The organism is Gordonia sp. PS3, from assembly GCF_041950545.1.
Classification (GTDB): Bacteria; Actinomycetota; Actinomycetes; order Mycobacteriales; family Mycobacteriaceae; genus Gordonia; species Gordonia sihwensis.
Genome location: NZ_CP169524.1, coordinates 2,126,013 through 2,138,514 on the forward strand (window position 1 = coordinate 2,126,013; position 12,502 = coordinate 2,138,514).

Annotated in this window: 9 protein-coding genes; 4 read left to right on the top strand and 5 right to left on the bottom strand. The window is 70.0% G+C overall.

Annotation, left to right across the window (positions count from 1 at the left end; all coding sequences use genetic code 11):
• Position 1 precedes the first annotated feature (1 nt).
• Both ACE11G_RS09830 and ACE11G_RS09835 read left to right on the top strand, forming a co-directional pair.
• Entirely contained in the window at positions 2 to 1,063 is a 1,062-nt protein-coding gene (locus ACE11G_RS09830) for a maleylacetate reductase (RefSeq protein WP_375002009.1), read from the top strand.
• On the top strand, positions 1,060 to 1,977 hold the full coding sequence (locus ACE11G_RS09835; protein ID WP_062366858.1) for a dioxygenase: 918 nt from the start codon (positions 1,060 to 1,062) through the stop codon (positions 1,975 to 1,977). Before ACE11G_RS09830 ends, ACE11G_RS09835 begins: the two co-directional genes overlap by 4 nt.
• 24 nt (positions 1,978 to 2,001) lie before the next feature.
• On the opposite strand, the gene ACE11G_RS09840 is transcribed toward ACE11G_RS09835, so the two are convergent.
• On the bottom strand, positions 2,002 to 2,904 hold the full coding sequence (locus ACE11G_RS09840; protein WP_045538171.1) for an inositol monophosphatase family protein: 903 nt from the start codon (positions 2,902 to 2,904) through the stop codon (positions 2,002 to 2,004).
• A 117-nt stretch (positions 2,905 to 3,021) separates the two neighbouring features.
• Here ACE11G_RS09840 and ppgK point away from each other — a divergent pair, with 117 nt between their 5' ends.
• Both ppgK and ACE11G_RS09850 read left to right on the top strand, forming a co-directional pair.
• The gene (gene ppgK / locus ACE11G_RS09845; RefSeq protein ID WP_006896324.1) at positions 3,022 to 3,828 is read left to right on the top strand and encodes a polyphosphate--glucose phosphotransferase; all 807 of its coding nucleotides are present in this window, start codon (positions 3,022 to 3,024) and stop codon (positions 3,826 to 3,828) included.
• 179 nt (positions 3,829 to 4,007) lie between these two features.
• Positions 4,008 to 5,405: an RNA polymerase sigma factor gene (locus ACE11G_RS09850; RefSeq protein ID WP_062366856.1), complete on the top strand. Its 1,398-nt coding sequence runs from the start codon at positions 4,008 to 4,010 to the stop codon at positions 5,403 to 5,405.
• Positions 5,406 to 5,502: 97 nt separating this feature from the next.
• Here ACE11G_RS09850 and ACE11G_RS09855 read toward each other — a convergent pair whose 3' ends face one another.
• From ACE11G_RS09855 to ACE11G_RS09870, 4 genes are read right to left on the bottom strand one after another with little or no spacing between them, the layout of a single operon-like run.
• Complete coding sequence (locus ACE11G_RS09855) at positions 5,503 to 8,655, bottom strand: carboxyl transferase domain-containing protein (protein ID WP_062366854.1); 3,153 nt, start codon at positions 8,653 to 8,655, stop codon at positions 5,503 to 5,505.
• Positions 8,652 to 10,379 carry an AMP-binding protein gene (locus ACE11G_RS09860; RefSeq protein ID WP_197462916.1) on the bottom strand — a complete coding sequence of 576 codons (1,728 nt, stop codon included), beginning with the start codon at positions 10,377 to 10,379 and terminating at the stop codon, positions 8,652 to 8,654. The genes ACE11G_RS09855 and ACE11G_RS09860 overlap by 4 nt, the downstream gene beginning before the upstream one ends.
• 31 nt (positions 10,380 to 10,410) lie before the next feature.
• Entirely contained in the window at positions 10,411 to 11,040 is a 630-nt protein-coding gene (locus tag ACE11G_RS09865) for a TetR/AcrR family transcriptional regulator (RefSeq protein ID WP_101841579.1), read from the bottom strand.
• A 51-nt stretch (positions 11,041 to 11,091) separates the two neighbouring features.
• A complete protein-coding gene (locus ACE11G_RS09870; RefSeq protein WP_006896318.1) occupies positions 11,092 to 12,477 on the bottom strand; it encodes an MFS transporter in 1,386 nt (461 codons plus the stop codon).
• Between the last annotated feature and the right edge of the window lie 25 nt (positions 12,478 to 12,502).

Genomic DNA, 12,502 nt, shown 5'->3' on the forward strand with positions numbered 1-12,502 from the left:
GATGGGCTTCGACTTCATTCACGAGACGCTGCCGCAGCGCGTGGTGTTCGCGCGGGGCGACGCGCCGGCAGCCGTGGCCGCGGAGGTCGCGGCGGTCGGCGGCACTCGGGCCATGCTGATCCACTCCGGTCCGAGCGCCGAACAGGTGGAGGCCGTCGCCGTGCGGCTCCCGCTCGCGGTGCGGCACGGCGACGTCGCCATGCACGTGCCGATCGAGGTCGCCGAGCGCGCCCGGGCCGCTGCCCGCACCGGTGACGTCGACGTCCTCGTCAGCGTGGGCGGCGGCTCGGCCACCGGCCTGGCCAAAGCCGTGGCCCTGCGCAGCGGTGTGCCGATCGTCGCCGTGCCGACGACGTACGCGGGCAGCGAAGCCACGAACGTCTGGGGGATGACCGAGAACGGAGTCAAGACCACCGGCACCGACCGGCGGGTCCTGCCCGCGTCGATCGTGTACGACGCGACCCTCCTGCAGTCCCTGCCCGCCGATCTCTCCGTCGCCAGCGGGCTCAACGCGCTCGCCCACTGCGTCGACTCGATGTGGGGCCCGCGCGCGGATCCGATCGACCGAGCGCTGGCCGAGGAGGGGATCCGCGGACTGCGAGCCGGGATGATCGGGCTGGTCGACGGCGCCGGAGGCCTCGACGCCATCGAGCAGACGCTCTACGGTGCGTACCTCGCGGCGGTGTCGTTCGCCTCGGCGGGTTCGGGCATGCATCACAAGATCTGTCATGTCCTGGGCGGGATGTACGACCTGCCCCACGCGCAGACGCACGCGGTGGTCCTGCCTCACGTGCTGGCCTTCAACGCGCCCGGCGCACCGGAGGCCGCCGCACGCATCTCTCGCGCGTTCGGCAGCCAGACCGCGGTCGCCGGTCTGGCCGCCCTGCGCCGCGCCGTGTCGGCGCCCCGCGCGCTCAAGGACTACGGCATGCCCGGAGAAGGTATCGCCGCAGCGGTCCCGCCCATTCTGGCAGCCATCCCGACGAACAACCCGAAACCCGTCAGCACCGACGACCTCACCGCGTTGCTCCGCGCGGCGTGGGAAGGAGACGAACCCCGATGACCACCATCCCCGACCACTCGAACCACCCGATCTCCGAACGCCAACGGGCGGTCGAAGAGGACGTCGTACAGCGCGTCGTCCACTCCTTCGACGACTGCGCCGATCCGCGTCTGCGACGGGTGATGGTCTCGCTCGTCGAACATCTGCACGCCCTTCTCCGCGATGTGCGGCTGACCGAGGACGAGTGGCAGGTCGCCATCGACTTCCTCACCGACGCCGGTCACATCACCGATGACAAGCGACAGGAGTTCGTGCTGCTCTCGGACACGCTGGGCGCGTCGATGCAGACCATCGCCATCAACAACGAGGCCTACGGAGATGCGACCGAGGCGACCGTCTTCGGCCCGTTCTTCGTCGACGGAGCCCCCCGCATCGAACTCGGCGGCGACGTGGCGTTCGGCGCTGCGGGACAGCCGTGCTGGGTGGAGGGCACCGTCCGCGACGTCGACGGCGATCCGGTCCGCAACGCCAGGATCGAGGTGTGGGAGGCCGACGATGAGGGTCTCTACGACGTTCAGCACGACGACGGGCGCGTCGCGGCGCGCGCCCACCTGTTCACCGACGACGACGGCGGGTACCGGTTCTGGGGGATCAAGCCGACGCCGTATCCGATCCCCTACGACGGCCCGGTAGGCAAGATGCTGCAGGCCGTGGGCCGATCGCCCTACCGCGCCTCGCACCTGCACTTCATGGTCACCGCGCCGGGCTGCCGGCGCCTGGTGACGCACATCTTCGTCCGCGGCGACGAGCTGCTGGACCGCGACAGCGTGTTCGGAGTCAAGGACTCGCTGGTCAAGGATTTCATCGAGCAGCCGGCGGGCACACCGACACCGGACGGCCGAGTGATCGACGGACCGTGGTCACGAGTGCGGTTCGACGTGGTGCTGGCGCCCGGAGCCGCAACCGACGAATGACGGGCCGGCCGGCGGTGCGCGGGCTCAGTCGGGCAACGCGCGCAGCGCTCCGATCCGCTCGAGGACGTCGACGAACTCGTCGGCGATGCCGCCGGCTGCGGCGACCGTCACGTGGCCGTCGCTCGATCGCGAGTCCGCGGGCGGCAGGAGGACCGTCGCCCCGGCCTCCGCTGCGATCAGTCCGCCCGCCGCCCAGTCCCACGGGCTCAGTCCGTGCTCGATGTGGGCGTCGGCAGCACCCGATGCCACCATGCACAGGTCCAGCGCCGCGGCGCCGACTCGCCGGATGTCACGCACTTCGGGCAGCAGCTGCGCGATCAGCGCGCCCTGGCGCACGCGACGCTCGCGCGAGTACCCGAATCCGGTGGCCACGAGAGCCAGCCCGACGTCGGTGATCGGGTTGCACGACAGTCGGATCGCTTCCGGCCCGAGTCCCGTCGCCCACGCTCCCCCGCCGGCGCTCGCCCAATACGTCACCCCGCGGGCGACGTCGACCACCGCGCCGGCCACCGAGCGTCCGTCGATCTGTGCCGCCACCGACACGGCGAACGCCGGTATCCCGTACAGGAAGTTCACCGTGCCGTCGATCGGGTCGACCACCCAGCGGACCCCGGTGGGGACGTCGACGGACCCGCCGTCCTCTTCGCCGAGGACCTCGTCGTCGGGCCGCTCGGCGCGCAGCAGGTTCCGGATCAGTGCCTCGGACTCCCGGTCGGCGACCGTGACCGGATCCGTCGGGGTCGACTTCGACTCGACCGAGCCGTCGGCGACCCTCGTGCCCGTCGGCGCGAACAGTTCCACCCGCCGCGTCCGGACGTGCTCGGCGGCCCGTTCGGCCACCCGCCGGGCGATCTCGGCGAGTTCGGCCGGCGCGGCCGTGGGCGTATCGATGGGATCGGACGGGGTGGAGAAGCCGGGAGACGTCACACCTAGAGTCTAGAGTTGCGAGTCTAGAGTGTCCGACGGGAGCACGGCGCAGGCCGTCTCCCGCCGCCATCGTCCACCGATCGAGCCTCGACCTGCCAAGAAGGGCGGACCGTACCGATGACCGACGCGCGATTCACCGTGCTTGCCTCCGACCGTTCGCCGAGTCCGTCATCCGACCTCGGCTTCGGCATCGACATCGGCGGCTCGGGAGTCAAGGGGGCGATCGTCGACCTGCGAACCGGACAGTTCGTGGGAGAACGCCACCGCATCGCCACCCCGCAGCCCGCCACCCCGGCCGCGGTCGCCGACACGGTCGCCGAGATCGTCGAGCACTTCGGCTGGACCGGCCCGGTCGGGCTGACCGTCCCCGGCGTGGTCCGGCAGCAGATCATGCGCAGCGCCGCCAACATCGACGAGTCGTGGAAGGGCACCGACCTGTATGCCTTGTTCAGCGACCGGTTGGGCGGGCGCCGCGTCACGGTGCTCAACGACGCCGACGCCGCCGGAATCGCCGAGTACCGGTTCGGCAGCGGTGTCGGCGACGCCGAGGGCACGGTGATCCTCCTGACCTTCGGCACCGGCATCGGTTCGGCGCTCCTGTACAACGGAACGCTCGTACCGAACACCGAGCTCGGCCATCTTGAGATCGACGGCAAGGAGGCCGAGCACCGCGCGTCGGCGAAGGTGCGCGAGGACCACGGGTGGTCGCTGGAGAAGTGGAGCAAGAAGGTCTCCAAAGTGCTGCGGCACTACGAGGCGATCTTCTCCCCCACCCTGTTCATCGCGGGCGGCGGGATCAGCCGCAAAGCCGATCAGTGGATTCCGCTGCTGACCAACCAGACCCCCGTCGTCGCTGCTGAGCTGCGCAACACCGCGGGAATCGTCGGCGCTGCGATCGCCGTCGACGAGGGTCTTTCGTTCTGATCGTCGGCCGCTCGTCGGGGGCGTGAGACCGGCATGCGCATGTGCTCGTCACGGCGATGTCGTTACAATGGAACACGTCGGTCTCGCACCGAGCCCTCAAGCCCCTTCGCCCACGGCGTCACGTCCTGTTCGGGACGCGCGCAGCCGTGCCGCCCGTGAGTTATGTCGAAAGGTTGTACGTGGCAACCACCAAGTCCACCGACGCAGCAGCCGAAGCCACCGGAGCAGAAGACGCCCCGGTAGCCAAGAAGGCGCCCGCCAAGAAGGCACCGGCCAAGAAGGCCGCCGCGAAGAAGGCGCCCGCCAAGAAGGCCGCCGCGAAGAAGACTGCAGCCAAGAAGACTGCGAAGAAGACCGCCGCCAAGAAGACGACGAAGAAGACCGCGGGCAGCAAGGCCGCCGATCCCACCGTCGAGGTGGACGAGACCGAACTCGACGGCGGCGAGGGCCTCGACGACGTCGACGACTCGCAGATCGATCTCGCCGACGCCGAACTGATCGTCGACGATGACGACGAGGCCGACGACGCGAAGCCGGCCAAGGCCGCGAAGGGCCGCGGCCGCGCGAAGAAGGACGACGAGCCCAAGCCGGACTTCGTCTGGGACGAGGACGAGTCCGAGGCGCTGCGGCAGGCTCGCAAGGACGCCGAACTCACCGCCTCGGCCGACTCGGTTCGCGCCTACCTCAAGCAGATCGGCAAAGTCGCCCTGCTGAACGCGGAGGAAGAGGTCGAGCTCGCCAAGCGCATCGAGGCGGGACTGTTCGCCACCGAGCGGCTGCGCCGGGTGATGGAGTCGGGCGAGAAGCTGTCGGTGGCGCAGCGGCGCGACCTGTCGTGGATCTCGCGTGACGGAAACCGTGCCAAGAACCACCTCCTCGAGGCCAACCTGCGGCTCGTGGTCTCCCTCGCCAAGCGGTACACCGGTCGCGGGATGGCCTTCCTCGATCTGATCCAGGAGGGCAACCTCGGCCTGATCCGCGCCGTCGAGAAGTTCGACTACACCAAGGGCTACAAGTTCTCCACGTACGCCACCTGGTGGATCCGGCAGGCCATCACCCGCGCCATGGCCGACCAGGCCCGCACCATCCGCATCCCGGTGCACATGGTCGAGGTCATCAACAAGCTGGGCCGCATCCAGCGCGAACTCCTTCAGGATCTCGGCCGTGAGCCGACGCCGGAGGAACTCGCCAAGGAAATGGACATCACGCCGGAGAAGGTGCTGGAGATCCAGCAGTACGCGCGTGAACCGATCTCGCTGGACCAGACCATCGGCGACGAGGGCGACAGCCAACTCGGTGACTTCATCGAGGACTCCGAAGCGGTGGTCGCGGTCGACGCGGTCAGCTTCACCCTTCTGCAGGACCAGTTGCAGGACGTGCTCGACACCTTGTCCGAGCGTGAAGCGGGCGTCGTCCGGCTGCGCTTCGGTCTCACCGACGGTCAGCCCCGCACCCTCGACGAGATCGGCCAGGTGTACGGAGTCACCCGCGAGCGCATCCGCCAGATCGAGTCGAAGACGATGAGCAAGCTCCGGCATCCGAGCCGCTCCCAGGTGCTCCGCGACTACCTGGACTGAGCAGCAGGCCCCGCCCGGCAGATCGACGAACGCCGGCGAGTCGACCCCCACCCGTCCCGGGCGGCGTCGACTCGCCGGCGTTCTGCGTCGGGCTCCCCTACAGCGTGCGGATCCACGATCTGGTGTCGGCCGGGTCGATCACGTCGTCGAGTTCGAAGGTCGCCGCCGCGCTCAGGGCGCGTCCGCGCGCGTACATCGTCGCGACCAGTCGGTCGTACAGTTCGGTCCGCGCCCCGTCGTCCGGGGCCGCGGCGAGTTCCTTCGAGAAGCCGAGCCGCACGGCGCCCTCCAGACCCATGCCGCCGATCTCACCGGTCGGCCAGGCCACTGTGAACTGCGGCGCCCGGAAGCTCCCGCCCACCATCGCCATCGCGCCGAGTCCGTAGCCCTTGCGCAGGATCACCGCACCGAACGGCACGGTCAGTCGGGCGCCGACCGAGAAGAGGCGGGAGAAGCGGCGCACGGTGGCCTGCTCCTCCGATTCCGGCCCGACCATGAAACCCGGGGTGTCGCAGAACGAGACCACGGGGAGTCCGCGCAGCTGACACAGTTCCAGGAACTCGGCGAGTTTGTCGGCTCCGGCGGCGTCGATCGCGCCGCCGAGATGAAGGCTGCTGTTGGCGACGAATCCGAACGGCCGGCCCTCCACGCGCAGGAAACCGGTGACGATTCCGGGTGCGTGATCCGGGCGCAGTTCCAGAACCGAATCGACGTCCGCGACCGCCCTCACCGCGGCGTGCACGTCGTATGCCCGCAGCCGGTTCTCCGGTACCGCGTGGCGCGCCCGACGCCCGTCGGGGGCGGTCCACTCGTCCACCGCGCCCCGGAAGTACCCCAGCACCTGCCGAGCGAGCCGGACGGCGTGCGCCTCGTCGTCGGCGACGAGGTCGACCACGCCGTTGCGGCGCTGCACGTCGATCGGGCCGATCGCCTCGGGCGGGTACTCGCCGAGCCCGCCGCCGGAGATCATCGCCGGACCGCCCATGCCGATGTTCGCGTCGGGGGTGGCGATGAGGATGTCGCAGGCGCCCGCCAGAGCCGCGTTGCCCGCGAAACACCGGCCGGACACCACGGCGATCGACGGTGCGCGATCGCGCACGCGGGCCATCGACCGGAAGGTCGACACATCCAGGCCCGCGACGATGTCGAGGTCGGTGTCGCCCGGACGGCCGCCGCCGCCCTCGGTGAAGAAGACGACGGGGATCTCCCGCTTGAGCGCGATGTCGAGCATGCGATCGGTCTTGGCGTGGTTGCGCCAACCCTGGGTGCCCGCGAGGACGGTGTAGTCGTAGGACATGACCACCGCGGCGGCACGGTCGGCACCGAAGGCGTCGGCGGCGATGGTCGCGATTCCGCCCACCAACCCGTCGGCCGGGGTGTTGGCGATCAGATCGTCCTCCGACCGCCGCGCCTTCTGCGCGGCGATGACGAGCCCGCCGTACTCGACGAAGCTGCCGGGATCGACCAGGTCGGCGATGTTCTCCCGTGCGGAGCGCCTGCCGATCCGATGGCGACGGGCGATCGCATCGGGGCGGGCCTCGTCCCGGGTGAGACGATGCCGTGCGTTCACCTCGTCGAGGTCGGCGCGGTTCCGGTCGAGGTCGTCGGCCGCGGTGTCGGCTGCGCCGCTCGCCGCAGCGTCCGGGCGGTAGACCACCAGAGGGGTGCCCGCGAGCACCGTCGCGCCTTCGGCCGCGAGCACCCGCATCACCCGCACCGAGGTCTCGGCGATCACCTCGTGCTGCATCTTCATCGCTTCGAGTACCGCGAGGGGCTCGCCGGCGGCGACCACGCGGCCCGGTTCCGCGACGTGGATGACGGTGGCGGTCAGCGGCGCGGCCACCGCCTGTTCGTCCTCGTCGAGGTCGGCGTCGACGGTCTGCCGCGCGCCGTCGTCGTCGCACGCGGGCAGCAGGTCGGCGAGCCTGCGGTCGAGGAAGCCGGTGTCGACCGGCCCCTGAGCGAACTCGGCGTCCGCGAGGATCGCCCGCAGCAGCCCGATGTTGGTCTGCGGCCCGTCGATGACGAACTCCGACAGCGCGCGGTCGGCTTTCGCGTAGGCCGACGAGAGAGTCGGCGCGCGGACGACGACCTTGGCGAGCAGGGAGTCGTACCGCAACGAGGTCTCCAGTCCGGGCGCGCCGAAGGTGTCGACGCGGACGCCGGGTCCGGTCGGCGGCGTGAAGGCGTCGAGCCTGCCCGCTGTCGGCATCGCCGAACCGTCGGCGCTCATCGTCTCGAGGTTGACGCGCGTCTGCACCGCGCAGGCAGTCGTGGGCGGGATCGTGGCCAGACCGCAATCGGCGAGCCGGCCCCCGCCGGCCAGGGTCAGTCCGATCGCCACCAGATCCAGACCGGTGACCTCCTCGGTGACCGTGTGTTCCACCTGGATGCGGGGATTCACTTCGAGGAACACCGCGCGCGACCCCTGCACCAGGAACTCGACCGTCGCGAGCCCGCGGTACCCGGCCGCCGCGACCAGTCGCGCGGCGTCGTCGTGCAACCGAGTGCGCAAGCCGTCGCCCAGTCCCGGTGCGGGCGCCACCTCGATGAGTTTCTGTCGACGGCGCTGGACGCTGCAGTCGCGGTCGCCGACCGCCACCGCCTCAGCGCCGTCGCCGACCACCTGCACCTCGATGTGCCGACCGCCGGTGAGGAGTTCCTCGGCGAACACCCGCCCGTCGCCGAATCCGAGTTCGGCCTCGGCGACCGCGGACCGGAACGCGGCGTCCAGATCGGCGTCGCCGGTAACGGGACGCATCCCGCGCCCTCCGCCGCCGGCGAGCGCCTTGAGCATCACACCGCCGGGGCATCGTCCCGCGAACTCCCTGATCCGCGCGAGATCGGCGGCGCCGTCGGTCGCGGCGAGCACATCGAGCCCGCATTCGACGGCGGCCGCGCGCGCGGCCTGCTTGTCGCCGAAACGCCGCAGTACCTCGGGTGCGGGGCCCGCGAACGTGATGCCCGCGTCCGCGCACGCCTGCGCGAAGTCGGCGTTCTCCGACAGGAAGCCGTAACCCGGATGCACGGTGTCGGCACCCGTCCGGATCGCGGCGCTGCACACCGCGTCGATGTCGAGATACGCGGCCGGGCCCTCACCGGGCAGTCCGACGGCCTCGTCGGCGGCGGCGACGTGCGGTGTGGCGGCGTCGTCCGGTGCGTACACCGCGACGGTGTACACGCCCATCTCGCGGGCGGTGCGGATGATGCGCAGGGCGATCTCGCCCCGATTGGCGATCAGCAGCTTCATGCCGCGCCCCCGGTCGTCGCCGCGGCGCGCTCGAGGAGTTCGCCCTTGCGGACCTTGCCGGTGGCCGTCATCGGCAGCGCGTCGACGACGATCACCTCCGGCACCTTGTAGGTCGCGAGGTTCTCCCTCGCCCAGGCCACCAACGACCGCTCGTCCGGGCCTTTCTCGGTGACCACGACGAAGGCGACCGGGACCTGCCCCCTGTCGGGGTCCGGCCGAGGAACCACCGAGATCGCCTCGATCCCCTCGTGGCGGCGCATCAGTGCCTCGACCTCCGACGGGAACACACTCATGCCGTTGATCTTGATCATCTCCTTGGTCCGCGCCAGGTAATGCAGCGCACCCCACTCGTCGAAGCGGCCGAGGTCGCCCGTGTACAGCCACCCGTCGCGGAGCGCGTCGGCGGTGGCCCGGGGATTGTCGAGGTAACCGCTCAGGATCGACGGACTCCGGACGATGATCTGGCCGACCTCGCCGACCGGCAGCGGACGGCCGTCGTCGTCGACGACCAGGATGTCGGTTCCGGGAACCGGCAGACCGCAGAACACCGGATCGGCGAGCAGATCGCGGTCGCCGTCCTGGAAGCCGAGGGTGAACGTGTCGGCGGTGTGCGTCTCGGTCATGCCGTAAGAGGCCTCGCGCAGGACCGATCCGACCGCGGCCCGCCATCGGGCCCGGATCGGCGGATCGAGCCGGGTCACGAACGACACGGCGAGAGTGGACCTCAATGAGCGCAGCGCAGCCGGGTCCAGGCCGGGCAGGTCGAGGATCTCCAGGTAACTGTCGACGGTGGCCACGAGGTCGGTGACACCGTAGGCGGCCACCTGGTCGACGACCGTTGCGGCGTCCCACCGGGTCAGCAGCACCACCCTTTGGCCGTTGATCAGCGGCTTGATGATGCCGAAGTCCTCGCCGGCGATCCAGAAGACGGGCAGGAAGTTCATCGAGACCGCGTCCGCATCGCCCAGGCCGGTTCCGCCGGCGAGGGTGGCCGTGGCGGCCGTGTACGCCATGTGCCGCTGCGTGTGTTCGCACCCCTTCGGCATACCGGTGGTGCCGCCCGTGTAGTTCAACGCCGCGAGCACGTCCGGATCGGCCGGGCGCACCTGCGCGCGCGGGGCGCGCATGATCTCGGCCCAGTCCGACGCGGTCGACGACGGATGTGCGCGCATGTCGTCCAGTGCCGTCGTCGCGACCAGTCGCACCGGGGTGCGGGCACGCACCGACTCGACGAGGTCGCGCTGCTCGGGTGAGGTGAGCAGCACCGTCACGTTCGCATCCGTGAGCTCGTGCTCGAGTTCGAAGCCTTTGAACAGCGGGTTCACCGGAACATGGACAGCGCCGAGCTTGAGCACGCCGAGCATCGCGATGTGGAACTGCGGGCAGTTGGCGAGGTGGATTCCGACCCGGTCCCCCGCCCGAACGCCCACCGACTCGAGCCAACCCGCGAACCGGTCCGAGAACTCGTCGTACTCCGCATAGGAGACGTCGCGGTCGTAGAAGGTGATCGCCGGCGCGTCGGGACGGAGTGCGGCCCAATGCCGCAGGTGGTCGACCATCGTCGGACGTCCGGCCGGGTACTCGAATTCTCGGGGCACAGCGGCCGGCCAATTCGCCAGCTGCCGGGCCGCGAGCTCCGCGGCCGCCGCCTCGAGAACCGCTGCCGGTGGCGTCTGTGTGCTGTCGGTGGCCCGGACGTCAGCCGGCGTGCTCTGTGGGGACATGGGTGGAACTGCTCCTGTTCGGGGTGGCCCGCTACGGGGCCGGGTGGTCGTCGGTCAGTCCGAGCAGACGCTCGGTGACCGCGATGATGTCGAGGACGAACCGCTCCTTGGCCTCCTCATCCGCCCCGGCGAGCCGCTTGGCGCCGTGGTGGATGGCGTCGCCGATGATCTGCACCAGTCGTTCCGGCTCGATCGCCGGATCGAGGGTTCCGCCGGGAAGGTTCCGGAGGAATCGCGCGTAACCGCGGATCCGGCGGTCGGCTCCCGAGGTCCAGATCTCGGCGACCTCCGGCCGCACCGACGCGGTGACGTCGATCAGCCCGACGATGCCGCCCATCGAGAAGATGGCGTCCAGGTACGCGCGAGTAGTCGCGGCGAGGATCTCGCGTGCACCGGCGTCCTCCAGCCCGGTGAGGCTCTGCGTCACGTTCAGCTCGTCTGCCAGCTTCTCCACCAGGGCCAGGAAGACCTCGTCCTTCGATCGGAAGTAGGCGTAGAACGTGGGGCGCGAGGTGTGCGCGCGGTTCGCGATCATCTCGACGGTGACCGCGGAGTAGCCGAACTCGTCGAAGCACTCGGCGGCGGCGGCGAGGAGTTGGTTGCGGCGGGCTGCTCCGGCGTCCTTGCGGCTGGCACGGGCACGCTCTTGAGTGGTGCTCACTGTGACAGTCTGCTGTGACACGGTCGGCCTTTCAAGGACGCCGGAGCGCCGTCAAGCGGCGGCCGGCACGCCCGGCACCGCCTCCGGATCGGTGCGGACGGCCGCACCGTTGGTCTCCGGCAGCCGCCAGGCGCAGACCACGGTGACCAGTGCCATCGCCGCCAGATAGATCGACACTCCGGTGGTCGACGCCGTCTCGGCGATGATCCAGGTCATGACGAGCGGGGCGACGCCGGAGACGGCGACGGCGGCGATCTGGTAGCCGAGTGAGGCGCCGGAGTAGCGCAGCCGGGGCTCGAACAGTTCGGCCATGAAGGCGGCGAGCGGTCCGTACGTCAACGCCTGCCCGATGCTGCTGATCATCATCGCGAAGAAGAGGAGAACGCCCGATGCGGAGTTCGCGAGCCAGAAGAACGGGAACGCCCACAGGAGCAGCACGCCGCCGCCGAGCAGGATCAACGGTCGGCGGCCGATCGAATCGGACGCCTTACCCGCCCACGCGATCACCACGGGCATCAGGACGGAGACCACCATGATGGCGGCGAGGACGGTGGTCCGGTCCATGCCGAGGCCGTTGTCCGCCGCGGACTTGGTGCCGTAGGCCAGGAATCCGGCGATCGCCACATAGAAGGCCGAGTTGGTCGCGGCCAGCAGACCCGCGCCGAGCAGGATCTTGCGCCAGTGGAAGCGGATGGCCTCCGACAGTGGCGCCTGGGCGATCTGCTCGGTATCACGCCTGGCCGCGGCGGTCTCCTGCAGTCGACGGAACTCCGGTGAGTCCTCGACCTTGAAGTGGATGTACAGCACCAGCGGGATGAGGGCGGCACTGGCCCAGAACGGGATCCGCCAGCCCCAGCTCAGGAAGGCCGCATCCGACGTCGAGGCGTTGACGATGATCATCGCCAGGTTGCCCATCACCAGACCCAGCGGCACTCCCATCTGACCGAACGTCCCGGCGAATCCGCGGCGCTTGGGGCCTGCCGATTCGGTGAGCAGCAGGACGATGCCGCCCCACTGGCCGCCGCACGCGAGCCCCTGGATGAATCGCAGGGTCACGAGGAGGATCGGCGCGGCCGAGCCGATCGCGGCCGCCGACGGCAGGCATCCGATCAGGAAGGTCGCCAGTCCCATCGAGATCAGGCAGGCCAGGACCATCGGCTTGCGGCCGATCCTGTCGCCGAAGTGGCCGGCGAGGATGCCGCCCAGCGGGCGGGCGATGAATCCGACCGCGAAGGTGCTGAACGCGAGCAGGGTGCCGACCAGCGCCGAGGCGTCCGGGAAGAAGATCTTCGGAAAGACGAGCGCCGCTGCGGTGCCGTAGACGAAGAAGTCGTACCACTCGATGGAGCTTCCGAACAGACCGGCGGCCAGCAGTTTGCGGTGCGCGGACAGTTCCTCGGTCCCCTGCGCTGCCACCGCACCAGTTGGATTTCTCATGACCCTCCTCGGTCTCGAAGTGTGA